Raw genomic sequence first — 26,374 nt, 5'->3', positions numbered from 1 at the left:
GAGGGCGGAAAACGCCCCGTGACAACAGGAAAAAGGGCGAAAGCCCGAACAGGCGAAACAGGGTCTCCGGACCCGGGATCACAGGACGGGGCGCTCCGGCGCCCCCGCGAACAGGGAAGAAAACGATGTCGGCGCTTCTGCGTATGCCGGTCAGCCCGGTGATCGAAACCGTCGGGTTGCCCGGATGCCCGGCTTCTCTGGCCGAGCAACTCGATGCCCGGGCGTTCCTGATCCTCGAAAGCCGGGCCCAGGCGGAAGACATGATCCGTGAGGACATGCTCCAGGGCCATGCCGATACCGAATGGACGGCGTATTTCGTCGAGGCGATGGTCGAATATCTCGTCTGGCAGAAGGCTCCCGCCGGCCGCATCGGCGCCGAGGACCTTGCCTGGCTGGTCGACCACCTCGCCGGCGAGCCTTCCCCTTCCATGCCGGCTTTGCTCTTCGCGCTGGTCCGCGAGCTGAATGATGTGCCCGAGGCCCTGACGGCTTTGGCGCTGAAGCACTCGCGCAACCGGCTGCGCGGTTGGCACTGACATCCCGGCTGCCTGCCCGCAAGCGGCAGGCGGCTTGACAGGAGCGGGGCGCTGGCCTGACCTCTGAGGCCGAGAACAGCCCGAGGGACCATGCCGCTCTATTTCGCCTATGGCGCCAATATGGACGTCGCCGATATGGCGGCCCGCGCCCCGCAATCCCGCCTGATCGGGCCCGCGCGCCTGCCGCGCCATCGCTTCATTATCATGGCCGAGGGCTATGCCAGCATCGTGCGCGATCCGCGCCAGAGCGTCCATGGCGTGCTCTGGGACCTCGCTCTCGCCGATCTCCGCCCGCTCGACCGGTTCGAAGGGGTCGATCGCGGCCTCTATGCCAAGATCAACCAGCCGGTGATTGCGGCCGATGGCGCGAAGCGGGCGCTGGTCTATGTGGCCGCCAATGCCGCGCCGGGGCGGCCGCGCCCCGGCTATCTCGAAGGCATTCTCGCCGCAGCGCAGGCCCATGGCTTTCCGAAACCCTATCTCGACGAACTTGCGCGCTGGAAAAGCAGCGGCGCGAAGACGGTTCCCGCCGCCGCAGTGCCTTCGGCCGGGCCGGTGGCCGGGGTCCGCCCGCGCGCGGCTTCGCCGGACCAGCGCCCGCGCGACAACCGCGCCGGCGAGTGGGATGGCTGAAACCGCTTATGGCCGCGGCCTCTCCCAGAGGAAGAGCTGTTCGTGGAGCGGGCGGCCCCAGCTCGAATCAAGCGTCTCCGTGACAAGCTGGAAGCCTTCCGCCTCGTAGAGATGGCGGGCGGCATCGAGCCCGCGGAAGGTTGTCAGGAATACGCGGTCGAAGCCCGTCTCCTCGATGAAGGCCATCATCTCGCCCATCAGACGGCGGCCGATGCCGAGGCCGCGCGCCGCCTCGGCGAGAATGAAGAAGCGGATCCGCGCCCCCTCTTTGGCAGCATGCGGGCCGGACCCGTCGAGGCTGATCGAACCGACGGGCTTGCCATCGAGCATCGCGGTCAGCAGGAGGTCCCGCCCGGGGTCGTAGCGGCCGAGCCATTCGCCCATCGCCTCGGCAACCTTGGCCTCGAAGCCGGCGCCGAACTGCCAGTCCCGGGCGTAGGAGCGGCCGTGCTCGGCAATGACCCAGCCGGGCAGACCGGGCGCCCAGCCGCGGAGGAGGGAGATGCCGGATGCGCTCATGACACATCCCCGAAGATCGGCCGGAAGGCGCGCTTCAGCGCGAGATCGGCTTCGGGCATCGTCACCGGCAGGCCGAGATCGACAAGGCTGGTTACGCCATAGCGCGCCTCGGCAATGCCGCAGGGCACGATGCCGTCGAAATGGCCGAGATCGGGCTCCACATTGAGCGAAATGCCATGGAACGATACCCAGCGGCGCAGGCGGATCCCGATGGCGGCGATCTTGTCCTCATGGCCTGGGCCCTTGTCGGGCCGCCGGACCCAGACGCCGACGCGGGCCGGATCGGTGAGGCCGGTCAGCGAGAATTCCGCCAGCGTGCCGATCACCCAGGCCTCGAGCGCGGAAACGAAGGCGCGCACATCCTGCCGGCGGGCCCGCAGATCCAGCATCACATAGGCCACGCGCTGGCCGGGGCCGTGATAGGTATATTGCCCGCCGCGGCCGGTTTCGTAGACGGGAAAGCGCGGCTGAAGCAGGTCCGCGCCCTGCGCGCTGGTGCCGGCGGTATAGAGCGGGGGATGCTCCACCAGCCAGACGCATTCCGGCGCGGTCCCCTCCGCGATGGCGGCGGCGCGGGCCTTCATCCAGGCGACGGCCTCGGGATAGGGGACGAGCCCTTCCGACAGCCGCCATTCCACCGGGGAATGGCTGGCCGCCTGCGGGCGGAATTCGGGGCGCGTTAACGGGCTGTTGACCATAAGCTGGCACATAGATGGGCAGAAATTGCCGGGTCAATCGAAGTTTCGAGTCGTTCGAACCTGAGACGTTCCGGCTTCAGGGTCAATCCAGCGGGGGCAATTCCGGATGTCGGGTGAAGAACGGACCAACACGGTCGATAGCGTCGAGGTGGAGATCGAGGTCGTGATCGGCCGGGCGCGGATGCCGATCCATCACTTGCTCCGCATGGGGCGCGGCGCGGTGATCGAGCTCGATTCGAACGAGAATGACGAGATCGAGATCCTCGCCAATGATTTCCCGGTGGCCCGGGGGCAGGTGATCGTGCAGGGCAAGCGCATCCAGGTGGAAGTGACCAGCCTGATCCGCCGGCCGGAAGTGGAGCGCACGATGCCGAGGCCCGCGATGCGCGACCAGGACGAGGAATTCTGATCCATTGAAGCACGGCCCGGTTGTGGCGGGCGCAGGCGCGTTCCGCCCGGTCTTTTCGGGCTTGCCAGACCCGGCGGGCTTTGTTAGACAGCGCGCCTCGGTGAGACGGGCAACCCCCTTTTCCCGGTGTGCGGTCGTGGCGGAATTGGTAGACGCGCTAGCTTGAGGTGCTAGTGGGTAACACCGTGGAGGTTCGAGTCCTCTCGTCCGCACCATTTCCTTCTCCGGGAAGGTCCGTCCCGTCTTCTGCGAAGGCAAGCTGCAAACCCGGTCGACAGGCCGGGTTTTCGCGTTTCCGGTGGCATTTGCTTGGCCGGGGCAGAACGAGCCTTCCCAAACGCCGATCCTCTCCTTAAGTGGATGCATCCAGCCCGCTTTTCCGGAGGTTCCAGATGGTGTCGCTCCCGCCTGCCGAACCTGCCATGGTCGAATCGACCCTGCCGCGCGATTTCCGCGACGAGGAAGGCGAGATCCTCGCCGAATTCATCGAGGCGATCCGCGAGGCGATCGGCCGGGAGGATCACGATGCGCTGACGGCTCTGGCCGGGGATCTCTACGAGGCCGATCTCGGTGCGCTGATCGAGGCCCTGCCGACGGAGGATCGCCCGCGGCTCGTGACGATTCTCGGCGCGGATTTCGACTACCGGGCGCTGACCGAGGTCGATGACACGGTCCGCGAGGAGATCCTCGAGGAAATCCCGAACGAGCAGATCGCCGAGGGCGTGCGCGATCTCGATTCGGATGATGCCGTCTACATCCTGGAAGACCTCGAACCCGAGGACAAGGAAGAGGTTCTCGCCAACCTTCCTGCGCCGGACCGTGTCGCGCTCGAGCGCAGCCTCGACTATCCGGAGGATTCCGCCGGCCGCCTGATGCAGACGGATTTCATCGCCGTGCCGCCGTTCTGGACGGTCGGGCAGATGATCGACTATCTGCGCGAGACGAGCGAGCTGCCGGACGAGTTCTACGAGATCTTCGCTATCGATCCGGCGGGGCGGATCATCGGCCATGTCTCGCTCAACCGGCTGCTGCGGACCAAGCGCCCCGTGCCGCTCGACGAGATCATGGACGAGGCCGACCATGTGGCCCGCGTCACCGATGACCAGCACGAGGTGGCGGATCTGTTCAAGCGCTACAATCTCGTCTCGATCCCCGTCGTCGACGATGCCGAAAGGCTGGTCGGCGTGCTGACCTTCGACGACATCGTCGACATCATCGACGAGGAGGCCGATGCCGAGATCCGCGCGATGGGCGGTGTCACCTCCGGGGAGGAACTGTCCGATTCGGTGATGGCCACCGCGCGAGCGCGCTTCACCTGGCTCTTCGTGAACCTGCTGACGGCGATCATCGCCTCCGCCGTGATCGACCTGTTCAAGGGATCACTGGAAAAGATGGTGGCGCTGGCCGTACTCATGCCGATCGTGGCGAGCCAGGGCGGCAATGCCGGCACGCAGACGATGACGGTGGCCGTGCGCGCGCTGGCGACACGGGCCCTTTCCGGGCACAATGTCCGCCGGATCATCAACCGTGAGATCCTGGTCGGGCTGTTCAACGGCCTGTCCTTCGCTCTCATCATGGGTGTTGTCGCGGCGCTCTGGTTCGGCAATGCCGAACTCGGGCTGGTGATCGGCGTGGCGATCATCGTCACGCTGGTGGCGGCCGGGTTGGCGGGCGTGGTCATTCCGCTGGTCCTTCACCGCCTGGATGTCGACCCGGCGGTGGCGTCCGGGCCCTTCGTGACAACGGTCACTGATATTATCGGCTTTTTTGCCTTTCTCGGGGTCGCAACCCTGTGGTTCGGCCTCGGTTGAGGCATCCTAACGAAAGCCAAACGCGTTAACGACGTTTTCAAACGTCGCCTTAAGCGTTGGTCAGCCAAATCGGCAGGGACTGGTCTGGAGAACCCTGCATGCACGGCCGTTCATTGGTCCGCACCCTTGATGCCGGCGCGATCATCATCATGGTGATCGCGGTTGCGACGCTCGGCCTGATGGCCTGGACCACCCGCCTTATCGATCACAGCGCTTTCGAGAACGAGGCTACACTCGTCCGCCAGAGCCTGACCGGCCTTGCCGCCGATTTCCGCGAACAATTGCCCCAGCCCGGCCTCGAGGCGGATGGCTGGCTGGCGCGGAACGTTCAGAGCCATGCCGTCTTTGCCGCGTCCGCGGCCGGGCGCTTCGTGGTCAGCAGGACGGGCAGCCGCATTGCCGGCCTCCTCGCCGATGAGCGCACGGTGGCTCGGCTGGAACAGGCGCTGCACGCGCTCGAACGGATCGACCCGAAGGGCGAGCGAGTGGATCTTGTCCGGATCGGCCCCCCCAGGGACGAGAACCTCGCCTTCATCGCCTTGACCCGCGATCTGCTGGGGCAGAGCCGGCTGATGATCGGTCTGATCGATTTCGCGCCGCTGACAGCCGCGCTCGAGAGCTTCGGCCTGCATCTGCAACCTGTTGCCGCGCAGCCCGGCGATATCCTCCATGCGAATGGCCGGCTTGCGGTTGACGGCCTCGACGGCGACCCCATCGCCTATCTGGGGTGGCGGAGCGGACGCATTTCCCGGACGATCACCGGGCTGGTCCTGCCGGTTCTGGCTGCCGCGCTCGCCCTCGGGCTGTTCGTGCTGATGCTGCTGCGCCGCTACTGGAGCCAGGCTCGGGACGGTTTCATGGGTGAACTCAAGCAGGTTGAGGCGCTTGCCCATACCGATCCGCTGACCGGGCTGCCGAACCGGCGGGCGCTGTTTGACCATCTGCAGAATGTGGCGCCGGCCACCCGCGCCTTCCCGCCGACGACCGTACTCATGCTTGATCTCGACGGGTTCAAGAGCGTCAACGACCAGCACGGCCATCAGGCCGGCGACCGGGTGCTGAAACTGGCGGCGGAGGTCTTCCGTACGGAAATCGGGGCATCCGGCTTCGTGGCTCGGCTCGGCGGTGACGAGTTCGTCGCCATCCTGCCGGAAACCGTCGGGGATGGCGCCCTCCAGCGTCTCCATTACCATCTCCAGCAATCGCTGCGGCAGCGCATTCCGATGGAAGGGCTGGTGCCAATCGGCGTTTCGATCGGGGCGGCGAGTTCGGTCCAGGAAACCGGCGATGGCGAGGACCTGCTGAAAATGGCTGATCTGGCCGTCTATGCCGCCAAGGCTGCCGGCCGGGGCGTTGCGATGACTTATCACCCCGATATGAAACGCGACATCGCCTATCGCCGGATGCTCGAGCGGGAATTGCGCGGAGCGATCCTGACGCAGGCGCTTTTCGTCGCCTACCAGCCGATCGTGCAGGCGCTGTCCGGCGAGGTCACTGGCTACGAGGCGCTTGTGCGCTGGCAGCATCCGTCGCGTGGCGTGATCCAGCCGGGTGACTTCATCCCGATCGCCGAGAAATCCGATCTGATCATCGGCCTCGGCAATTTCGTGCTTGACCGGGCATTGGCCGAACTCGGGCCGCACGGGGAGTGCCGGATCTCGGTGAATGCCACCGGCCGGCAAGTGCTGGCGCCGGGCTTCACCGATTTCGTGATGGATGCGCTGGCCCGGCATCGTGTCGCGCCGGGGCGGCTTTGCCTCGAATTGACCGAGACCAGCATCATCAGCGATCCGGACAGCCTCGCCACCATCATGGAGACGTTGCAGGGGCGGGGGATCCGCTTCGCGATCGATGATTTCGGCGCCGGCTATTCCAGCCTGACGCATCTGCTCCGGTTCAAATTCGACGTGCTGAAGATCGACCGGGGCTTCATCGCCAGCCTCGATGACAAGCCTGAAGCGCCCATGATCGTGACCTCTGTGGTCAGCCTTGCCCGGTCTCTGGGGATGCAGGTTGTCGGCGAGGGAATCGAGACGCCCGCGCAGCAGCGCTTCCTCGCCAGTGCCGGATGCGGCGCATTGCAGGGCTATCTTTTCGGGCGACCGGCGCCCATCGCCGAGCTGGGCCTTGTCGATGACACGAAACTGACTACCCTTGATTCACCAGTACAGGCTGCATGACATGACGATCTGCCTCAGAACGACCGGAAAGCGGTTGGGTTCGGGTCTCCTCGCCCTGGCCGCGACCCTGATGATCTCGGCCTGCAATTCGACGGGCGTGATGGAAGCGTCCTATTATCCGCTGAAGAGCGATGCCAAGCCGCATCCCGGCGTGGCCAAGGCGCATCGCTTCCCCGTTCACGGCATCGACGTGTCGAAATGGCAGGGCGAGATCGACTGGTTCGAGGTCAAGCGCGCCGGCACCGCCTTTGCCTTCATCAAGGCGACCGAAGGCGGCGACCATCTCGACGAGCGCTTCCGCCTGAACTGGGAGGGCGCCCGCCAGGCCGGCGTGCCGCGCGCGGCCTATCATTTCGTGTTCTGGTGCCGCCCGGCGGAGGAGCAGGCGGCGTGGTTCCGGCAGAACGTGCCGCGCGATGCCGATGCGCTGCCGCCGGTTCTCGACGTGGAATGGAACGGCCATTCGCGCACCTGCCCGAAGAAGATCGACCCGGAACTGGCGCGGCAGAAAATCGCCATCATGCTGAAGGCCATGCGCGAGCATACCGGCAAGAAGCCGATCATCTATACCGACATCCCCTTCCATGCCGAGGTGCTCGAGGGCCACTACAAGGACCATGATTTCTGGCTGCGTTCGGTGGCTGCCGAGCCGCATGAGCGCTACGAGAACCGCAACTGGAAGTTCTGGCAATTCACCACGACGGGCCGTGTTCCCGGGATCAAGGGTCCGGTGGACCGGAACGTCTATGCCGGTCCGCGACGCGACTGGCAGCGATTCCTTGCCGAGAACGGCGTGACCGGGCGGCAGGTTGCCAGCAACGACGCCGAGGAGTAAGGCCGGCCGGCGTGAGGTTCACGCCTTCCGGTTGCCGGGAATGGCCCTGCGCCAGCGCGCGCGCAGGGCGCCGAGCCGGCTGATCCCCCGATCGACGCGCGTGAGCCAGGCCGCCATTGTTGCGAGGCCAGCCGGCCCGAAACGCCCCGTCCAGTCCACCAGCAGGGTGCCGATCGCCTCGCGCTCGCGCCAGTGCAGTTCGAGCGGATGATCGGGGCTGGCGCAGGAATCGACGCGGGTAACCGCCGATGGGCCGGTGGCCAGCGCGATCGTGTGGCGGTCCAGCAGGTTGCCCGGGCTGTAGCCGCGGTAATCCTCGTCGAAAGCGGCCTTGATGGTGTAGAGCACACCCCCGGAAAGCAGGTTCACATTGACCGCGATAGGCCGGTCGTTGAGCATGAGCGCCTCGTACAACGTCGTCGGGCTGGCACCACGGAAGGCCTGCCGGGCAAAGGCTAGGCTCGCCCGACGGCTGGCGAGTGCCGTGCCCTGCCGGCCCTTCCAGCCTTTTGCCTCAAGGTCCAGGAAGGCGTCGAGCATGGCCCGGCCTGCGGGGGTATCCCCCTCGGCAACCACATACTGGATACGCCCATGGGTCGCGAGCTTGCGTTCCCGGCGCAGCAGGGTCTGGCCGTGGCGGCCGGTATAGCGCTCGAATTCCTGATCGGTCTCGATGGCGGCCCGGGCAAAGCTCCGGACAGGGAGATGGGCGAGACCCTTCGCATCCAGCGCCTGCCGGAGATGCTGCCAGAAGGGGCGGGCTGTCGGCAGCAGCGGGATCAGCCAGGCACTGCCGGGCAGCCGTGCGGGCGCAGCCTCCAGCAGGCCGGAAACCAGTTCCGGCGCGCGTTCCCGGTCAAGGAGAGGCGTGGTCAGCGGCGTATAGGCGTTCGCGTGCATCATCCAGGTGCTGCGAAGCCAGCCCTGCCGCCAGCCCGGACGACATAGCGGGATCAGGGCCAGAAGGGCGCCTGTGCCCTCCGCCTCGCGCGCGACCAGTACCGAGAGCCGGCCGGCTTCGCCAAGCGCCTCGGCGGCCAGCAGGAAATCCGGCTCGTAGAAGGGGTTCGGGTCCAGCGCGCGCGCAGCCAGAGCGCGCCATTCCTCGCGGAGCGCATCAAGTGCGGCAAAAGGCAGGATCGACCAGGCCGGCATGCGGCTCATCCCGCTTCACCGCTCCGGCGCGCGGCGAAAGGCTGGAAGCCGAGATGCCTCCGGACCGCGAGGGCCAGCCAGAGGGTTGTGAAGACGGTGCCGGCGGCGGCGGCGATCGCCGTGCCCCCGGCCTGCCATGGGCCGGCGAGCAGAAGGCAGAGGAGGGCTGTCAGCAGGGCGCCGGCGCATTGGCCGCGCCAGACCGTTTCGGGATGGCCCGCCATGGCCAGGGCTTCCTCTGCCGGGCCGGCAGCCAGCTTGACGGCGGCGGCCGCGATGAGGATCTGCGCCGGCAGCGCACCGGCGACAAAGGCCTCGCCGAACAGCTGGAGGATGAAGGGCGCCAGCACCATCAACGCGATGGCGGCGAGAAGGCCGGGCCAGAAGGTCAGACGTCGCGTTTCCGCATAGAGCGCCTCGAAGGCCCGGGGATCCTCGATGCGGGCCTGACGGGCGAAGCGATGGCCGAATGCGGCGCCGAGGGCGAATTCGATCAGGCCGAGCAGTGACGCGATCCGCGTGGCGGCGAAATAGAGACCTACCGTCGCGGGTGGGGCGAGCAGGCCGAGCAGGATCAGATCGCCATGCTGGCGTGCGAGGACGGCAAGGTCCGAGAGCAGCATCGGCCCTGCGGCCTGCCGCCATTCGCGGAAAGCATGGCGGGGTGGTGCCGGCGGGAACAGCCGGAGGACCGGCGGCACGACGAGGGCGAGATGCAGGGACGCTGCAACCAGCGTGCCGACCAGCGCCGCCATCATGGCATAGTCGGCATCGAGGTTGAGCCCCAAGGCCATGGCGCCGAGCAGCAGCAGGATGATCAGCCCCTGCCGGACCAGATAGGACGGTGCGAGGGCGCGCCATGTCCAGCCCTGCGAGCGGGCAATGCCCTCGATGAAATCCGACAGGGCGAAAAAGGGCAGGGCGATCAGGCCGATAGCGAGAACCCGGCTGCAGGTTTCGCCATATCCTGCCGTGATCCACGGGAAGATCGCGAAGCCCAGAGCGGCGAAGGCCAGCGCGCCGCCGACAGTGACCATGGTGCCGGCGCGGAGGAAGCCATGGGCGAGGCCGGCATCGCCGCCGGCCTGGTATTGCGCGAGGAAGCGCACGGCGATCTGGCCGAAGCCGAGCGTGGCGAGGAAGCCGCCGATCGTCACGAGGTTCCAGGCGAAGCTGAACGTGCCGTATTCGGCGAGGCCGAGGCTGCGGGCCAGCACGATCTGGAGCAGGTAGGCGAGGCCTGCGGCGGCAAGGCGCACCGAGAGGGCCGAAAGGGCCGCACCATGCCGATGCCACCGCGCGGCGAGGCGCGGCAGCCTGCGGGCGAGCTGGCCCGCTGGCGGCACATCAGTCTCCGGCAGGCTGGCCATTCACGCCCTTTCTTGCGCATCCTTTCCTTGCGCAAGCCTAGCGGCGAGTGTTCATTGCTGCGTTAAGGCATTGCGGCATTCGGACGGCAGGGTTAGCAGCTTCTGAAAGGCCGGGCGGGCTTGCCAAAGCCTGGCGGACGCGGCAGAAGGGTCAGTATTATTGTCCTAAATACCGGCCCTGCCGGCGCATAAGAAACCATGATCCTGGGAGTGAAATCATGATCCCGAACAGCGCGAAGCCGTTCAATTTCGACCTCGGCGAGACCGCCGATGCCATTCGCGAGACCGTCGCGGCTTTCGCCCAGGACAAGATCGCGCCGTTGGCCGACAAGATCGACCGCGAGGACTGGTTCCCGCGCGAGATCTGGCCGGATATGGGCGCGCTCGGCCTGCATGGCATCACTGTGCCGGAAGAGGATGGTGGCACCGGGCTCGGCTATCTCGAGCATTGCGTGGCGATGGAGGAAATCTCGCGAGCCTCGGCCTCGGTGGGGCTGAGCTACGGCGCGCATTCCAATCTCTGTGTCAACCAGCTCCGCCGCTGGGGCAGTGCCGAGCAGAAGGCCCGCTACCTGCCGAAGCTGATCTCGGGCGAGCATCTCGGCGCTTTGGCCATGTCAGAGCCGGGCGCGGGTTCGGATGTCGTCTCGATGAAGCTCCGCGCCGAGAAGAAGGGCGACCGCTACATCCTCAGCGGCTCGAAAATGTGGATCACCAACGGGCCCTCCGCCGAGACGCTGATCGTCTATGCCAAGACTGACCCGGAGGCCGGGCCGCGCGGCATCACTGCCTTCCTGATCGAGAAGGGCTTCAAGGGATTTTCCGTGGCGCAGAAGCTCGACAAGCTCGGCATGCGCGGTTCGGAGACCGGCGAACTCGTCTTCCAGGATTGCGAGGTGCCGGAAGAGAATGTTCTCGGGCAGATCGGCAAGGGCGTGAATGTGCTGATGTCCGGCCTCGATTACGAGCGCGCCGTGCTGGCGGCCGGGCCGCTCGGCATCATGCAGGCGGCGATGGATGTCGTGATGCCCTATATCCATGAGCGGAAGCAATTCGGCCAGTCGATCGGCGAATTCCAGCTGGTGCAGGGCAAGGTGGCGGACATGTATGTCGGCATGAACGCGTGCAAGGCCTATGTCTATGCGGTGGCCAAGGCCTGCGACCGGGGCGAGACCACGCGCGAGGATGCCGCTGGCGCCATCCTTTATGCCGGGGAGAAGGCGACCAAGCTGGCGCTGGATGCGATCCAGCTGCTGGGCGGCAACGGCTATATCAACGACTATCCGACCGGCCGCCTTCTGCGCGACGCCAAGCTCTACGAGATCGGCGCCGGCACCAGCGAGATCCGCCGTATGCTCATCGGCAGGGAATTGTTCAACAAGGGGGCGTGAGGCCCGCAGCCGGATCAACAAGATACGCGGGAGGGAGACCGCCATGCCGCATCATGCAACGAGGGGCGCGTTCCGGCGGGCACTGGCGTCGGCGATCCTTTTGGCGGCGATTTTCCTTTTGCTTCCGGGCGGCGCAGCCCGGGCAACGGCCTTCTGCGAGGTCAAGGCCACGCGGGACGGATTCGTGGCCCTCCGGGACGCGCCTTCCACCGGGGGAAAGCTGATCCGGCGGCTCAAGGCCGGCGAGATGGTGCAGCTCGATTCCACCCGTCGCAATCCGCGCGGCTGGAAAGCGGTGATCTTCCGCGAGGATGGCGAGGGGAAGGTCCAGCCGGGCTGGGTTTCCGCCGGGCTGATCGAACGGGAATGCGGCTGAGCGGTAGCTCGGCGCGCCCGGTGCAGCCCGGCTTGGGGGCAGCCCGCGTTACCGGGTGATCCTCAGCCCGGTGAGCGAGCCGGCAATCCCGGAGAAGAGCTCCGGCAGGTCCTTCGCCCGGCGGATGTTGAAATAGTGCTCGTCCGAGGTGGCGCAGTCCCGCAGGAGCCGTTCGTTGCCCTCGATCAGCCGGATCGTGAAGACCACGATCCCCGCATCGCGGGCATTGCGGCAAGCCAGTCGCAGGCGTGCATCGATGGCCTCGCTCTTCATGTTCCAGCGATTGTCGGTGTTGTCGCCGTCGGTCAGCACGATCAGGACCTGCCGGAGGTTGGGGCGCTCGGCACGGCGTGACTGCTCCAGCGGTGCGCGCGGCGAGAGGGCATGCAGGCCCCAGACAAGGCCGATCGGGATGTTGGTGCTGCCATCGGCGATCATCTCGTCCACATGGCTCCGGAGCTTCCGGAAATCCTCGGTGAGCGGAAGGATCGGAGCAAGCTTGCCGCATTCCTTGTCATCCACGGCCACGAAAAGGCGGGCGGCCTGCCCGTCCGGTGGATCATCCGCGATGTCATGCGGCATGGCCCGATCCGTCAGGCAGCCTTTCCATTTCTTCGGGCGCGTGCCGGAGAGCCACTTTTCCTGCATCCAGTCGGGATCGGCCCGCACATTCCGGCCGAACGGCACCATGGCGATGCGGATATCGCCGGGCTGGCGCGCCAGCTGCTCCATCCGGTCGAGGAAGAGCTTCGCGGCACGCCTGAGTTCGCGGATCTTCTCGTCCTCCATCGACCCTGTATTGTCGAGCACCAGGGCGATTTCGAGCGCGCTGGTCTGGGCCCGCTCCACCGTGACCGTGGCGGCGATCGAGGCGAAATCGAAACCGAAGATGCGCCCGATGAACATGGCGACCCGGGCTCTCGCCTCGATCGTTACCTGCCCGGACGAGTACTGGGCGAGGAGCTGCAGACCGTCCGGCGCTTCGCCTGATCCGGCTGCGAGGGCATAGGCCAGTGCACGCGCGTCGATCTCGGCCGCACCGAGGCGCGGCGCTTCAGGATCCATCGCCAAAGCCGTGGCGGCGGAATCGATCATGCCCTGAAGGCGGGCCTTCTGCTGGGCGGCCATGCTGAAGTCGACGGCTGCGCCGGTCACGCCGACGATGAGCAGCATGAGCATACTGGCGATAACAGGGATGGAGGCCGAGACATCGGCCCTGAACCTGCGGAAAAACCGCATGAAATCCTCAAATCAAAAAAATAAAGGAATAAAGTCAAAAAATCTGAACGCAAAAAACCACAGAAACCCGGTCTTGCCAAGCCCGCCGGAGCGGGCTCTCCCTGCGCTTCGTCACCAAACGGTGAACGAAGAGCCGGACGTTTCAGTCGAGCCGGGGCAGGGACAGGCGGTAAACGCCTTTGAAATCATGCGGATCGGCCGGCTTTCCCTTGCGGAGGATGACGATGCGTCCCGCTGAGGCCAGACGTACCGCAACCTGCCGGACCGGCTGCATCAGCGGCCCCCATTGCTCCGAAGCCGGACCGGCCAGGCTGCGGGCAACCTCGGACGGGCAGATCGACTTTTCGGGTCCGCGCTCGGCCACAAGCTGGAGCATGGTGGCCTCGATGGCGGCTGCATCTGGAGCGGGATGTGTCATGGTGGCGGGCATTTCATGGTCATGAGGGCCCGTCAAGCCGTGAATTGCTGCCTGTTTTCCTATACCAGTAATTGCGTGTTCACGCGGAGACCATACAGATTGGTCATAATCAACCAGCGATTCGGGGTTTCGCCGTGCCGCCTGTCATCACCAAGGGCTACAAGGCCCTGCTCGAAGAAGCCGAGGCCGTCATCCGCACGCTGTCGGTGGAGGAAGCGGTGGCAATGGCCGGGCGCGAGGATGTCCAGTTCGTGGATCTCCGCGATCCGCGGGAACTCGAGCGCGAGGGCCGGATGCCCGGTGCCTTCCATTGCCCCCGGGGCATGCTTGAATTCTGGATCGACCCTGAGAGCCCCTATGCCAAGCCGGCCTTCCAGCAGGACAAGACCTACGTGTTTTTCTGCGCCGGCGGCTGGCGCTCCGCGCTGGCCGCTAAAGTCGCGCAGGAAATGGGTTTGAAACCAGTTGCGCATATTCAGGGTGGGTTCGGGGCGTGGAAGAAGCACGGCGGTCCCGTGGATGCCTGAGGTCTGCCTGTCTGGGGAGAATTGAATGGTTGCGACAAATATTCACGACAAGCCGAAATACCCGCCGAAGCTCACGCTGGTCATCGGGAACAAGAATTATTCCTCGTGGTCGCTCCGGCCCTGGCTGGCCATGGCTGCCAAGAGTATCCCCTTTGCCGAGGTGCTGATCCCGCTCGATCACCCGAATACCAAGCAGCAGGTGCTCCAGTATTCACCGACCGGGCAGGTTCCGGCGCTGAAATACGGAAACCTTCTGCTCTGGGAATCGCTCGCCATCATCGAATACGTGGCGGAGAAGCATCCCGAAGCCAATCTCTGGCCGGAAGAGCAGGAATACCGCGCGCTGGCCCGCGCGCTCGCCTCGGAAGTCCATTCCGGTTTCCAGGCGTTTCGCGCCCATTGCCCGATGAACCTGCGCCGCCGCGCGGCCCGTCGGATGAGTGCCGCCGCCGACGAGGACGTGATGCGCCTGTGCAATTACTGGCGCAAGTTCCGGCTGGAAGCGGCCGGCAACGGCCCGTTCCTGTTCGGGGAATTCGGCGCCGTCGATGCGATGATGGCCCCGCTCGCCACCCGGATCCGTTCCTACGAGGTCCCGGTCGACCGGGTCACCAACGAATATATCGACGCGATCTACAACTTGCCGGCTTTCCAGAAATGGTATCAGGCGGCGGTGGCGGAGCCGTGGAAGATTGCCTCGACCGACAATATCGACAAGTTGCGGCCGACGATGCGGTGAAGTCTGTCAAGCGCTGGGCCTGACAGAGGGCGAAAAATTTCGCCGTTCGGAGAAACTTTATTGCCGTTGAAACCGGCGCCGGAAACGGGAATATGGGCGCGGCATTTTCAGGTGCCGCGCCCGTTTTTTATTCATTCGTGTCTCTTTGCGAGGTCGTATGGCGATTTTGCGTTCCGGTTTTGATCCTTCCCTTCCCGAAGCCCTGGCGAACCAGGAGGCCTGGGCCGCCCTCCGCAGCGAGCTTGTCGAGAAGCGGCACATTGCGGCGCTCGGCGGGCCGGACAAGGCGCGCGAGCGTCATGTGGCGCGCGGCAAGCTGCTCCCGCGCGACCGGGTGCTCGGCCTGCTGGATACCGGCTCGCCCTTCCTCGAGATCGGGGCCCTTGCCGCCCATGGCATGTACGATGACGATATCCATGGCGCCGGGATGATTGCCGGGATCGGCCGCGTCGAGGGCCGCGAGGTGATGATTGTCTGCAATGACGCGACCATCAAGGGGGGCACCTATTATCCGATGACGGTGAAGAAGCATCTCCGGGCGCAGGAAATCGCCCGCGAGAACCGGCTTCCCTGCGTCTATCTCGTCGATTCCGGTGGCGCGAACCTGCCGCACCAGACCGATGTCTTCCCGGATCGCGAGCATTTCGGCCGCATCTTCTACAATCAGGCCCGGCTTTCGAGCATGGGCATCCCCCAGATCGCGGTGGTGATGGGCTCCTGCACGGCCGGCGGTGCCTATGTGCCGGCAATGAGCGACGAGACGATCATCGTTCGCCAGCAGGGCACGATCTTCCTCGGCGGACCACCGCTGGTGAAGGCGGCAACGGGCGAGGTGGTCTCGGCCGAGGATCTAGGCGGGGCCGATGTCCATGCCCGCCGCTCCGGCGTGGCGGACCATTACGCCGCCGATGACCGCCACGCCCTCGCTCTGGCCCGGCGCATCGTGGCCAATCTCAACAGCCGGAAGCTGATCGATATCGCGCTCGGGCAGCCGGAAGATCCGGTGCTCGACCCGGCCGAGCTGGAAATGCTGGTCCCGACCGACCTCAAGCGGCAATATGATATCCGCGAGGTGATCGGCCGGATCGTCGACGGCTCGCGCTTCGATGAGTTCAAGGCGCTGTACGGCACCACGCTCGTCACCGGCTTTGCCTCGCTCTACGGGATGCCGGTGGGCATCATTGCCAATAACGGCATCCTGTTCTCGGAAAGTGCGCTCAAGGGCGCGCATTTCATCGAATTGTGCTGCCAAAGGCGGATTCCGCTGCTCTTCCTGCAGAATATCTCCGGCTTCATGGTCGGCAGCCAGTACGAGGCCGGCGGCATCGCCAAGGACGGGGCGAAGCTCGTCACCGCCGTGGCCTCGGCGGAAGTGCCGAAAATCACCGTGCTGGTCGGTGGCTCGTTCGGCGCCGGCAATTACGGCATGTGCGGCCGGGCCTACAGCCCGCGCTTCCTCTTCACCTGGCCGAACAGCCGCATCTCGGTGATGGGCGGCGAGCAGGCGGCTTCCGTGCTGGCGACGGTGCGGCGCGACAATCTCGAGGCCGAAGGCAAGAGCTGGAGCATCGAGGACGAGGAAGGGTTCAAGGCCCCGATCCGCGCGAAATACGAACAGGAAGGCTCGCCCTATCATGCCACTGCACGGCTCTGGGATGACGGCGTCATCCTGCCGAGCGAGACGCGCCGCGTGCTGGGCCTTGCCTTCTCGGCCTGCCTCAACGCGCCGATCCCCGAGACACGGTTTGGTGTGTTCCGGATGTAACGGGGTGCTCCAAAGCACAGCGTCCCGGACCCTGGCCTGACATCTTCTGATCATCGGCGGCAAAGGCAGTCGCCATGCAATCAGGGGACAACCAATGGCCAACACGATTCTCGGCAACGCGCTCGCCAATATTCTCTACGGGACGTCAGATCACGACATCATCCTTGGAGAGGATGGCAATGACACGCTTTATGGAATGTCGAGCAGCGATTATGTCGACGGCGGTAATGGCCACGATACGCTCTATCTTTTCAGCGGAAAACATTCCGGCTATGGCGGTGCTGGCGATGACCTCATCTATTCTGACGCCGGCGGACACTACATCTCCGGTGATGGCGGCTTTGATACGGTCGATTACTCGCTGTCATTCTACGGCGTTACGATCAATGTCGGCTCCAAATACGCTGCTTCACCGAATCTGACCTATGTGAGCTCCGCATCAGGCAAAACCGATACGGTGCAATCCGTCGAACAATTCGTCGGCTCCAATTATGCCGATACCATGAAGGGCAATGAGGGAACCGACTGGTTCTTCGGCGGCAAGGGCAATGACAAGCTCTTTGGCAATGCCGGCGAGGATTATCTGTTCGGCGGTGACGGCGATGACTACATCTCAGGCGGTGCGCTGACGGATTATATCTCCGGCGATGCCGGCAACGACACGCTGATGGGCGATGAAGGTGCAGACTATATCTGGGGCGGCGATGGCAAAGACGTTTTGCGTGGCGGCAATTCCGACGATGTGATGTTCGGGGATGCCGGGAATGACTTCCTGTTCGGCGAGACCGGGAACGACACGCTCAATGGCGGTACCGGCTTTGATCTCTTGGCTGGGGGGGAAGGCTACAACGACATTTACTGCGGCACCAATCCCGGCCAACGCTGGCCTGGCAGCCATGACTACGCGTCTGATCTCGTCCGGCATCAGGCACAGCTGAACACTAGCGGCTATACGCACGACCATATCTACCAGTTCGAGGCCGGTTGGTACGGCGAGGATGTGCTGCAGATTGCCGGCTCGACCTTCAAATCTGTCGATGACGTTTTTGCTGCCATGAAGCAGGTGGGTGATGATGTCGTGATCAAGACGGGCCTTGCCAGCACCGTAACGTTCCACGGTGCCAGCATCTACGCCTTCGACAAGGGAGACTTCCTGCTGGTCTGAGCCTGAATGTTCCCGGCGGACAGGGCATCCGCTCTGCCCGGATCCCCCGCCAGCTGACCTGCACACTGCATACAATCCTGCACTTCCCTGCTGACAAGCGCCATCCGCCCGGCTAATCGTAACCCCAACCAATGGGAGGTTTCGATGGCGAGCAACAAGGTGGCGCTGATCACGGGCGCCGGTTCGGGCGTGGGTCGCGCGGTGGCGATCAGGTTCCTCAAGGACGGCTACAAGGTGGGCCTGATGGGCCGCCGCGCCGATGCCCTCAACGAGACGATCGCGCTGGCCGGCCCGGGCGAGGCGATCGCGCTGCCGGCCGATGTGACCGATCCGGTGCAGGTCAATGCGGCGTTTGACGCGCTGGTGGCCAAATTCGGCCGGATCGACGTGGTGTTCAACAATGCCGGGATCGGCGCGCCGCCCGTCCAGTGGGATGAGCTTCCGGTCGAGCAATGGAAGGCCGTGGTCGATACGAACCTGTCGGGCGTGTTCTACTGCATGCAGGCGGCGTTCCGCGTGATGAAGCGCCAGAGCCCGAAAGGCGGCCGCATCATCAATAATGGCTCGGTTTCCTCCTACACGCCACGGCCGTTCTCGGCGGCCTATACCGCCACCAAGCATGCCGTGCTCGGCCTGACCAAGACCGGGGCCCTCGATGGCCGCGAGCATGATATCGCCGTCGGGCAGATCGATATCGGCAACGCGCTGACCGATATGGCCCGCAAGATGACGACCGGCGTGCTGCAGGCCAATGGCACCACGGCCGTCGAGGCGGTGATGGATGTCGAGCATGTCGCCAATGCTGTGGCGCATATGGCCAGCCTGCCGCTCGAGGCGAATGTGCTGACCATGAATGTCATGGCGACCAAGATGCCCTTCGTCGGGCGCGGCTGAACGCGGGATTCGACCGTGAGCTGTCGGGAAGGGTGATTGCCTTTTGGAGGGTGATTGCCTACTCCGACTGCCAACTGCCTGTTTACCCCTGCCCAACCCGAAGGAGCCCCTATGGCCAGCATCACCCGCATCGAAACCGGTCCGCGCATGTCAAAGGCCGTCATCCATGGCGATACCGTCTATCTCGCGGGCATCGTCGCCGATGACAACAAGCAGGACGTGACCGGCCAGACCCAGCAGATCCTTGCCGAGATCGACCGCCTGCTGGCTTTGGCCGGCACGGACAAGTCGAAGCTGCTGCGCGCCAATATCTGGATCAGCGACATGTCGACCTTCGGGCAGATGAATGCGGTGTGGGATGCCTGGGTCAGCCCCGGCAACACCCCGGCCCGCGCCACGGTGGAAGCCAGCCTGGCGACGCCGGATTACAAGGTCGAGATCATGGTTGTCGCCGCGAAGTAAAGCGGCGGAGCGATTGCGCGAACCTTCGGGGCCGGTGCGATGCGCCGGCCCTTTTTCTTTGCAGGGACGGGCCGGGCGGGCCTGTAGATTTCAGGCGCCAGCCGGGGCACCATCGGCGGATGGATCACGCTGCCCAGCCAATCACTGCTGACGAATCCCGCCTCTACCGGCGCCGGGTGATGCTGATTGTCGGCGTCATTGCCGGGCTGGCCGTCACGCAGAGCCTCTATGCGCTGCATCTCGGCGATCGGTTCCTGCTCAAGGACGGGATCGACTGGATCTATGATGTCGCGCTCTGGGCGGTGGCGCTTGCGGTTTTCGGGCGCGGCCAGCGGTTCGAGGAACTGGCCGCGCTCTGGGTGGCCGGCGTGCTGCTCGTCGCGGCCGCGCATACGGGCTACGACCTCTGGGACAAGATCGCAACCGGCCGCCGCCCAGAACCCTGGGTGGCTGGCTGGTCGGCCTTCACGGCGATCGGTCTGGCGCTGTTCGTGGTGGGGCTGATGGTCCGGTTCCGCGGCAGCGACAACCCGCTGATCATGGCGACATGGCTGTCGAGCCGCAACGACATGGTCTCCACCACGGCTTTCGCCATTGTCGGCCTCTGGGCGCGGCTCAACCCCTCGCAGACGCCGGAAATCATCCTCGATCTGGTGGTGATCGCGCTCAACTTGCAAGCGGCCGGGGCGATCGGCCTGAGCGTCTATCAAGATTGGGGACGTTGTCGCCTGCCTGATAGACAAGACCCCGAAAGCCATGCAACGTCCGGCGCCAATGATCCCAAATCGATGGATTAGAGCATGTTTTCCAGCGTCCTGATTGCCAATCGCGGTGAAATCGCCCTTCGCGTCGCCCGCACCGCCCGCCGGCTTGGCCTCCGGGTGATTGCCGTCCATTCCGAGGCCGATGCGGCGGCGCCCTTCGTGGCCTTTGCCGACGAGGCCCATTGCATCGGCCCGGCCCCGGCGCGGGAGAGCTATCTCGTCACGGAACGCATCCTCGACGTCGCCCGCCGCACAGGCGCCGAATGCCTGCATCCCGGTTACGGGTTCCTGTCGGAAAATGCCGAATTTGCCGAGGCCTGTGCTGCCGCCGGCGTGGTCTTTGTCGGCCCGCCGCCTTCGGCTGTCCGGGCGATGGGGCTGAAGGATGCCGCCAAGAGCCTGGTCGAGAAAGCCGGTGTGCCGGTGGTGCCGGGCTATCACGGCGAGATCCAGGACCCCGCCTTCCTCAAGGAAAAGGCCTACCAGATCGGCTACCCGGTCCTCATCAAGGCCGTGGCCGGCGGGGGCGGGAAGGGCATGCGCCGCGTCGACAAACATGCCGATTTCGAGGAGGCCCTGGCTTCCTGCCAGCGCGAGGCCTCGAATTCCTTCGGCGATGCGCGCGTTCTGATCGAGAAATACGTGACGGCGCCGCGCCATGTCGAGGTGCAGATCTTCGGCGACCGGCATGGCAATATCCTGCATGTCTTCGAGCGCGATTGCTCGATGCAGCGCCGCCACCAGAAGGTGATCGAGGAAGCGCCGGCGCCCGGCATGACGCCGGAGGTGCGCGCGGCCTTCGGCAAGGCGGCGGTCGAGGCGGGCCGGGCTGTCGGCTATTTCGGCGCCGGGACGGTGGAATTCATCGCGGATGGCTCGCAGGGGCTCCGGCCGGACGGGTTCTATTTCATGGAAATGAATACGCGCCTGCAGGTCGAGCATCCGGTCTCGGAGGCGATTACCGGGCTCGACCTCGTCGAATGGCAGTTCCGCGTGGCAGCCGGCGAGAAGCTGCCGATGCGGCAGGAGGACCTCCGGATCGATGGCCATGCCGTCGAGGCCCGGCTCTATGCCGAGGAACCCGAGCGCGGCTTCCTGCCTTCGACCGGCCGGCTGCATGCCCTGCGGCTGGCAGGCGGCGAGGGGATCCGGATCGATTCCGGCGTCATCGAGGGCGGCGAGGTGACGCCGTTCTATGATCCGATGATCGCCAAGGTGATCGCCCATGGCCCGACGCGCGATATTGCGCTCGACAGGCTGCGTGATGCGCTGGCGGAATCGGTCGTGGCCGGGCCGAAGACCAATACGCGCTTCCTGTGCAACCTGATCGACCATCCGGATTTCCGCGCCGGAAAGCTCGATACCGGGCTGATCGACCGTAACCTCGCCGCGCTCGGCGCGGTGCCGCCGGAACGCGATGATGCCGCTGTCGCGGCGGGAGCGTTGGCACTGCTGGCCGAGGAGAAGGCCCGACTGGCCGAGGCAGCCATGTCCCGCTCGGGCTGGGCGAGCGATCCGTGGAATGCGACGGACGGCTTCGCCATGGCGCCGGGCCGCAAGGGCGAGATCCGCCTCCAGGTCGAGGGTGAGCCGATTTTCCTGCCCGTCGATGCGGCGGGCGAGGCCATCCTGATGGATCTGGACGGGCCGGAGCGGAGTTTCGCCCTCGTCGAGGGCGGGGATGCGCTCTATGTGCTTGATCGAGGCCGGCAGACACGACTGGCGCTTGTCGACCCTCTGGATGTCTCCTTCGAGGCCGGCGGTGGCGATGGCGGCGGCCTCGTCAAGGCGCCGATGCATGGCAAGCTTGTCGCCGTGTTCGTGGCCGAGGGCGACCTCGTGGAGAAGGGACAACGCGTGGCGATTGTCGAGGCGATGAAGATGGAGCATCCGGTGCTTGCCCCGCGGGCCGGGCGTGTCGAGGGCCTCGCCCATGAAGCGGGCACGCAACTTGGCGAAGGCGCCCGGATCATGAGCATCGCGGAGGCCGACCCGGCATCATGACGCTGCATCTGCTGAAACTCTGTGTTGGCTGCGAGTCCATCGCGGATCTCGAAAGCTGGATCGAGGAGACGCGCCTGCTGTTCCAGCGGCTCGGCCGGCCCTATCGCCAGACGCATACGACACGGATGGTGCCGAAAAGGATGGACGAGATCCTCGATGGCGGCTCGCTCTACTGGGTGATCAAGGGCCGCATTGCTGCGCGCCAGCGCGTCGAGGCAATCGAGCCCTTCACGGCCGAGGATGGCATCCAGCGCTGCCATCTCGTGCTGGAGCCGGTTGTCGTCCCGGTCCAGTCGCGGCCCTGCCGCCCCTTCCAGGGCTGGCGCTACCTGCCTGCTGGCGATACTCCGGCCGATATTCGCCCCGATACTGCGCCGGAAAGCATGCCGCAGGCGATGCGGGATGATTTGCGTGCATTGGGCTTGCTTTAGCTTCGGCTGACCGGCAGGAAGTTCGGGGGCCCTTGCGGCCTGGCCATGGGTGAGCGGGAGCGCCGACGGAGCGATGAACTATATTCTCTCCATGATCGTGTTCGGCGCGATCGTCTGGTGGTTTGCGGTCGGGCCCGGCCGCAAGACCGGCGAGGCCCTGTCGCCGCTGACACGCAAGCTCGTCGGGGCCGTGGCCGGTGGTGCCGGGATCCTGCTGGCCCTCAGGGGGCGCTGGGATTTCGCGATTGTGCTGGTCTCGCTTTCGGCCTGGCTGCTCGGCTTCCGCTTGCCGGCGATGTTCGACCCGATTGGCCGGGCGCGGCGCAGCGAGATCCACACGCTGGCCCTGCTGGTCTGGTTCGACCTGACGACCGGCGAGATCGAGGCGAAAATCCGGACCGGGAAATATGCCGGGAAATGGCTGCACAAGCTCAAGCCGGACCAGATCCCCGATCTGGTCCGCGAACTGGTGCAGACTGACCCGCAGGGATTAAACCTGATCGCGCAGGATCTCGACCGCCGGGCGCCCGGCTGGCGTCAATACGTGCAGTTCGATGCGGCAGCGGGGCAGGGACCGCCGGCGAGCGTGGCTGAAATGCGTGAACAGGAGGCCTATGAGGTCCTTGGCCTTGAACCGGGGGCTTCCGAAGAGGCCATCCGGGCGGCGCATCGGGCCCTGATTTCGCGGTTTCACCCCGACAAAGGCGGTTCGACCTATCTCGCGGCGATGGTCAACCGGGCGAAGGACATCGCGCTCGAAGCACGGCGCCGGGGCGCCTAGCCCCAGCGGGCGGCTCATTTCCGGCGAAAGATCGGCGGGGTCATACATCGCGATGGCTCCTCACCATGTTGACAGTTTCCGGGGTCAGAGTTTCTGGGCGAAGCAGTTGAAGCCGCTGCGCTTCAGCGTCCTGCAGGCGGCCTGCGCCTCGTCGGCGTCGAAGCCGGCGAAGCGGGCGCGATAGAACGTGGTGCCGCCCTTGGTCACCGCTTCGGTGAAGGGCTCGGCGGATTTCAGGGCGCGCCCGGTCTTTTCGATCGCCTGGTCGAGGATCGTGCGGGCCTTGGCATCACTCTCGGCGGCGGCGAGCTGGATGACCCAGCCCGTGCGCGCGGGTGCAGCGGCTTTCGGCGTTTCTTTCGGCGTTTCTTTCGGTGCCGGCGCAGCGGCAACCGGCGTGGCCGGGCGCGGGGCCTCGGCAGCGGGGCGAGCCGGTTCCGGCGCGGGCGCGCGGCGGGCGGCTTCGGGCTGCGGCGGCGGGGTGATGGCGGCGATCTCGGCGCGGCGCTGCATCGTCGGCAGGCGCTCCTCGGCCTTCACCTCGGCGGGGCGGGGCTCCGGTGTCGGGCGCGGCGCGGGCGCTGCCGCCGGCAGGGCCTGGCTTTCCTCGGCCTTCGGTGCCTCGCCTGGAATGGAATTGGTGTAGCGGATCGAACCTGGCGGCACGAGGCGCTGCTCGTCACGCGGGGCTGCATGGCGCGGCGGCGGCAGGTCATTGGAGCCCGGCCCGGCCTGCCAGCGCATGGCCGGTGAGCGCGGCGTGGTGCCGACAAGGGCCAGCGGGGTCGTGGCCGAGGCGACGATGTTGGTCGAGCCGCTGGAGGAAAGCGCCAGCGGGCGGGTGCGCGTCAGGCCCGGATCATCCTGGGCCTGCTGGCGCGGGCCGGTCTCGGCGATCACCGCCGGTCGCGGCCGGGACGGAGGCAGCGGCATGGCGCCGGCCGGAGCCGCGCCAGCCGGGGCGGCCATCAGCCCTACGGGGGCCGGCGGCGGCGGAAGCTGGCGCTGTGCGGTGCGGGCCGGGGGAAGCGCAGCAACGGCCGGACGCGCCGGGCTGCCTTCCTCGATCTCGTCATCCTCATCCGGGGCGCGGGCAACCTCGACGGCCTTCGCCGTCATGCGGCGGCCGGCATAGGCGCGGTCCATATGGTTCTCGATCAGGCTCGCCACCTGCGCGTCGCGGGCCCGGCCAGATCGGCCGCCGAGGACCACGGTGATCAGGTGGCGCCCGTCAGCCTTGGCCGAGGTGAGGAGGTTGAAGCCGGAAGCCCGGGTATAGCCGGTCTTGATGCCGTCCACGCCCTCGACCTGGCCGAGCAGCCGGTTGTGGTTGCGATAGGCACGGCCCTCGAAGGCGAAATTCCGGGTGCCGAAATAATGATAGTAGCGCGGGAAGCGGTCCTGGATGGCGCGGCCGAGGGTCACCAGATCGCGCGCGGTCGTCCACTGGCTGGGATTGGGCAGTCCCGATGCATTGCGGAAGGTCGTCCGCTTCATGCCGATGGACCGCGCCTTCCGCGTCATCATCGCGGCGAAACGCTCTTCTTCGCCGCCGATCGCCTCGGCGACCACGACAGCAACATCATTGGCGGATTTCGTGACCAGCGCCTTGATGGCATCCTCGACGGCGATCGTCTCGCCCGGGCGAAGGCCAAGTTTCGACGGGGACTGGCTGGCCGCCTCACGCGAGACGGGCAGTTCCGTGCTCAGCTTGAAACGGCCGGTCTGGAGCTGCTCGAACAGCATGTAGAGCGTCATCACCTTGGTGACGGAAGCCGGATGGCGCAGGGCATCGCCATTGGTCGCTTCGAGCACGCGACCGGAATTCACATCATAGACCATCGACGCATAAGGCGGGTTGTAGCCACCGCCGGCCGCGCGATGACGCTTGCGGCGCGCTTCCGCTTCCGGGACCACCAGGGCGGCGGTCATCACGAGCGCCAGCAGGACAGTCGCCAGCAAACGCGGCGAAAGCGGCCAGCGGACCGCGGCTACGCAAGGAGAACGCATACTTACCCACTCCGGAAGACCGGGACGCCTCGACACCGTGCAGCTTCTGCTCCACGTTCTGCTTAAAATGCGACCATCCCGGTTACGCGAGTCTTAAGGCTGAGCGAGTTTTTGCCGGGTTGAACCGAGGCCTGTGGCGGCAAGGCCTTTCACGGCGAGCCATGCGCCGCTTCCGTTGATCCATGTCAAATGCGCATGGTGCAGCGCAAAATAGTTTCTTGACATTTTGTGCACCGCAACATAGATCAGCGTCATCCGGACAAAACGACGCCGGAACAAGCTCAAGGGGACGTATCATGATCAACGCGTTCGAAGACATGCAGAAGTTCGGCAAGGAAAATCTCGATCTCGCCGTCAAGGCGTTCGGGGCCCAGCAGAAGGGCATCCAGGCCATCGCGACGGAAGTTGCCGATTATTCGAAGAAGGCCATCGAAGCCAGCTCGACCACGTTCGAGAAGCTGCTCGGCGTGAAGACGCTCGACAAGGCCGTCGAAATCCAGACCGATTTCGCCAAGACCGCCTACGAAGGCTATGTGGCCCATGCCACGAAGGTCGGCGAGCTCGTGACCGAGCTCACCAAGGAAGCCTTCAAGCCGATCGAAGGCGCGATGGCCAAGGTTCAGGGCAAGTAAGCCCAAACAGGCAGGCCCGCAAGGGTCGACCTGTCCGGCAGCTCCGGCTGCCGGCCTGCTCCCCGATAGCGGAAGCCCGGTCCTGTGACCGGGCTTTTTGCTGTTTCGGATCCGTTTTCCCGCCAGACCTTACAATTCGTGACCGGCTTGCCTACATGTTGGCTTGCGCGGCCTTGCTGCCCTGCGGCATGTTGTGCCCAACCTGCCAGAACCCGCTTGATTGTCGCGCGAACCGGCATAACCTTTCACACCATGGATGGTGATTTGACCCTGAACTGGACACCTCTCGCCGGCCCCACCAACAATGGCCCGGGCAAGAATCCGGCCAATGGGACAGCCCTTGCGACGCGGACCAAGACCCTTCGCAAGCGACCCGACCTGTATCGCGTGCTGCTGCTGAACGATGACTACACGCCGATGGAGTTCGTCGTGCATGTGCTGATGCGTTTCTTCAACAAGAACGAGGAGCAGGCGACGCAGATCATGCTCCATGTCCATCACAATGGCGTAGGCGAATGCGGCACCTACACATTCGAGATTGCCGAGACGAAGGTGACGCAGGTGATGGATTTCGCCCGTGAGAACCAGCATCCGCTGCAATGCGTGATGGAAAAGAAGTGACGTGAAGCC

The 26,374-nt window shown here is 65.4% G+C and carries 27 protein-coding genes, 1 tRNA gene and 1 pseudogene; 21 read left to right on the top strand and 8 right to left on the bottom strand.

The genetic code is table 11. The features are described from left to right. Positions 1–125 precede the first annotated feature (125 nt). Entirely contained in the window at positions 126–536 is a 411-nt protein-coding gene (locus P0652_RS02305; RefSeq protein ID WP_284177131.1) for a hypothetical protein, read from the top strand. A gap of 90 nt (positions 537–626) precedes the next feature. Next, positions 627–1,037 (top strand): annotated as a pseudogene (locus P0652_RS02300) (gamma-glutamylcyclotransferase family protein); the annotation flags it as partial. Positions 1,038–1,175: 138 nt separating this feature from the next. Here the strand turns inward: P0652_RS02300 and P0652_RS02295 are convergent. Next, the gene (locus tag P0652_RS02295; RefSeq protein WP_284177130.1) at positions 1,176–1,688 is read right to left on the bottom strand and encodes a GNAT family N-acetyltransferase; all 513 of its coding nucleotides are present in this window, start codon (positions 1,686–1,688) and stop codon (positions 1,176–1,178) included. Further along, positions 1,685–2,386 carry a lipoyl(octanoyl) transferase LipB gene (lipB, locus tag P0652_RS02290; protein ID WP_284177129.1) on the bottom strand — a complete coding sequence of 234 codons (702 nt, stop codon included), beginning with the start codon at positions 2,384–2,386 and terminating at the stop codon, positions 1,685–1,687. The genes P0652_RS02295 and lipB overlap by 4 nt, the downstream gene beginning before the upstream one ends. 106 nt (positions 2,387–2,492) lie before the next feature. Between lipB and P0652_RS02285 the strand changes: the two genes are divergently transcribed. The 5 genes from P0652_RS02285 (at position 2,493) to P0652_RS02265 (ending at position 7,621) form a co-directional block, all read left to right on the top strand. Then, complete coding sequence (locus tag P0652_RS02285) at positions 2,493–2,795, top strand: FliM/FliN family flagellar motor switch protein (protein WP_284177128.1); 303 nt, start codon at positions 2,493–2,495, stop codon at positions 2,793–2,795. A 130-nt stretch (positions 2,796–2,925) separates the two neighbouring features. Next, a tRNA-Leu gene (locus P0652_RS02280) sits at positions 2,926–3,010 on the top strand. A gap of 177 nt (positions 3,011–3,187) precedes the next feature. After that, on the top strand, positions 3,188–4,606 hold the full coding sequence (mgtE, locus tag P0652_RS02275) for a magnesium transporter (RefSeq protein ID WP_284177127.1): 1,419 nt from the start codon (positions 3,188–3,190) through the stop codon (positions 4,604–4,606). Positions 4,607–4,704: 98 nt separating this feature from the next. Next, complete coding sequence (locus tag P0652_RS02270; RefSeq protein WP_284177126.1) at positions 4,705–6,786, top strand: putative bifunctional diguanylate cyclase/phosphodiesterase; 2,082 nt, start codon at positions 4,705–4,707, stop codon at positions 6,784–6,786. 1 nt (position 6,787) lies between these two features. Then, positions 6,788–7,621 (top strand): glycoside hydrolase family 25 protein, encoded by an 834-nt coding sequence (locus tag P0652_RS02265; protein ID WP_502947442.1) that lies wholly within the window; start codon positions 6,788–6,790, stop codon positions 7,619–7,621. Positions 7,622–7,639: 18 nt separating this feature from the next. Here the strand turns inward: P0652_RS02265 and P0652_RS02260 are convergent, their stop codons facing one another. After that, positions 7,640–8,785, bottom strand: coding sequence for a GNAT family N-acetyltransferase (locus P0652_RS02260; protein WP_284177125.1), 1,146 nt, complete (start codon positions 8,783–8,785; stop codon positions 7,640–7,642). Further along, entirely contained in the window at positions 8,782–10,146 is a 1,365-nt protein-coding gene (locus tag P0652_RS02255) for an oligosaccharide flippase family protein (RefSeq protein ID WP_284177124.1), read from the bottom strand. Before P0652_RS02255 ends, P0652_RS02260 begins: the two co-directional genes overlap by 4 nt. A 218-nt stretch (positions 10,147–10,364) precedes the next feature. On the opposite strand from P0652_RS02255, the gene P0652_RS02250 reads away from it, so the two are divergent. Together P0652_RS02250 and P0652_RS02245 are read left to right on the top strand one after the other, a co-directional pair. Next, entirely contained in the window at positions 10,365–11,537 is a 1,173-nt protein-coding gene (locus P0652_RS02250; protein ID WP_284177123.1) for an isovaleryl-CoA dehydrogenase, read from the top strand. Between the two features lie 43 nt (positions 11,538–11,580). After that, positions 11,581–11,913: an SH3 domain-containing protein gene (locus tag P0652_RS02245; RefSeq protein ID WP_284177122.1), complete on the top strand. Its 333-nt coding sequence runs from the start codon at positions 11,581–11,583 to the stop codon at positions 11,911–11,913. 48 nt (positions 11,914–11,961) lie between these two features. Here the strand turns inward: P0652_RS02245 and P0652_RS02240 are convergent, their stop codons facing one another. Together P0652_RS02240 and P0652_RS02235 are read right to left on the bottom strand one after the other, a co-directional pair. After that, on the bottom strand, positions 11,962–13,152 hold the full coding sequence (locus P0652_RS02240) for a VWA domain-containing protein (RefSeq protein ID WP_284177121.1): 1,191 nt from the start codon (positions 13,150–13,152) through the stop codon (positions 11,962–11,964). Between the two features lie 142 nt (positions 13,153–13,294). Further along, positions 13,295–13,570: a DUF3253 domain-containing protein gene (locus P0652_RS02235; protein ID WP_284177120.1), complete on the bottom strand. Its 276-nt coding sequence runs from the start codon at positions 13,568–13,570 to the stop codon at positions 13,295–13,297. Positions 13,571–13,704: 134 nt separating this feature from the next. On the opposite strand from P0652_RS02235, the gene P0652_RS02230 reads away from it, so the two are divergent. From P0652_RS02230 to P0652_RS02185, 10 genes are all read left to right on the top strand, one after another. After that, a complete protein-coding gene (locus P0652_RS02230; protein ID WP_284177119.1) occupies positions 13,705–14,097 on the top strand; it encodes a rhodanese-like domain-containing protein in 393 nt (130 codons plus the stop codon). 25 nt (positions 14,098–14,122) lie between these two features. Beyond that, entirely contained in the window at positions 14,123–14,836 is a 714-nt protein-coding gene (locus tag P0652_RS02225) for a glutathione S-transferase family protein (protein WP_284177118.1), read from the top strand. A gap of 157 nt (positions 14,837–14,993) precedes the next feature. Continuing rightward, on the top strand, positions 14,994–16,601 hold the full coding sequence (locus P0652_RS02220) for a carboxyl transferase domain-containing protein (protein ID WP_284177117.1): 1,608 nt from the start codon (positions 14,994–14,996) through the stop codon (positions 16,599–16,601). Positions 16,602–16,695: 94 nt separating this feature from the next. Then, positions 16,696–17,766, top strand: a complete 1,071-nt coding sequence (locus tag P0652_RS02215; protein WP_284177116.1) for a calcium-binding protein — start codon at positions 16,696–16,698, stop codon at positions 17,764–17,766. Positions 17,767–17,910: 144 nt separating this feature from the next. Beyond that, a complete protein-coding gene (locus tag P0652_RS02210) occupies positions 17,911–18,660 on the top strand; it encodes an SDR family oxidoreductase (RefSeq protein ID WP_284177115.1) in 750 nt (249 codons plus the stop codon). Between the two features lie 111 nt (positions 18,661–18,771). Next, complete coding sequence (locus P0652_RS02205) at positions 18,772–19,122, top strand: RidA family protein (RefSeq protein WP_284177114.1); 351 nt, start codon at positions 18,772–18,774, stop codon at positions 19,120–19,122. A gap of 119 nt (positions 19,123–19,241) precedes the next feature. After that, positions 19,242–19,919 (top strand): cation diffusion facilitator family transporter, encoded by a 678-nt coding sequence (locus P0652_RS02200; protein ID WP_284177113.1) that lies wholly within the window; start codon positions 19,242–19,244, stop codon positions 19,917–19,919. A 3-nt stretch (positions 19,920–19,922) separates the two neighbouring features. Continuing rightward, positions 19,923–21,890: an acetyl/propionyl/methylcrotonyl-CoA carboxylase subunit alpha gene (locus tag P0652_RS02195; RefSeq protein ID WP_284177112.1), complete on the top strand. Its 1,968-nt coding sequence runs from the start codon at positions 19,923–19,925 to the stop codon at positions 21,888–21,890. Continuing rightward, positions 21,887–22,321, top strand: a complete 435-nt coding sequence (locus P0652_RS02190; RefSeq protein WP_284177111.1) for a DUF1489 family protein — start codon at positions 21,887–21,889, stop codon at positions 22,319–22,321. Before P0652_RS02195 ends, P0652_RS02190 begins: the two co-directional genes overlap by 4 nt. A 73-nt stretch (positions 22,322–22,394) precedes the next feature. Continuing rightward, on the top strand, positions 22,395–23,102 hold the full coding sequence (locus P0652_RS02185) for a DnaJ domain-containing protein (RefSeq protein WP_284177110.1): 708 nt from the start codon (positions 22,395–22,397) through the stop codon (positions 23,100–23,102). Positions 23,103–23,186: 84 nt separating this feature from the next. On the opposite strand, the gene P0652_RS02180 is transcribed toward P0652_RS02185, so the two are convergent. Further along, entirely contained in the window at positions 23,187–25,112 is a 1,926-nt protein-coding gene (locus P0652_RS02180; RefSeq protein ID WP_284177109.1) for a D-alanyl-D-alanine carboxypeptidase, read from the bottom strand. 93 nt (positions 25,113–25,205) lie between these two features. Then, positions 25,206–25,367 carry a hypothetical protein gene (locus P0652_RS02175; RefSeq protein WP_284177108.1) on the bottom strand — a complete coding sequence of 54 codons (162 nt, stop codon included), beginning with the start codon at positions 25,365–25,367 and terminating at the stop codon, positions 25,206–25,208. 41 nt (positions 25,368–25,408) lie between these two features. On the opposite strand from P0652_RS02175, the gene P0652_RS02170 reads away from it, so the two are divergent. Both P0652_RS02170 and clpS read left to right on the top strand, forming a co-directional pair. Continuing rightward, positions 25,409–25,744, top strand: coding sequence for a phasin family protein (locus P0652_RS02170; protein WP_284177107.1), 336 nt, complete (start codon positions 25,409–25,411; stop codon positions 25,742–25,744). Between the two features lie 252 nt (positions 25,745–25,996). After that, positions 25,997–26,365 (top strand): ATP-dependent Clp protease adapter ClpS, encoded by a 369-nt coding sequence (gene clpS / locus P0652_RS02165; RefSeq protein ID WP_284177106.1) that lies wholly within the window; start codon positions 25,997–25,999, stop codon positions 26,363–26,365. Positions 26,366–26,374: the final 9 nt, after the last annotated feature.

It is taken from the genome of Rhabdaerophilum sp. SD176 (genome assembly GCF_030143245.1).
Taxonomy (GTDB): Bacteria; Pseudomonadota; Alphaproteobacteria; order Rhizobiales; family Beijerinckiaceae; genus Rhabdaerophilum.
Note: the sequence above shows the minus strand (reverse complement) of the source record. Positions and strands in the feature narration are given on the sequence as shown.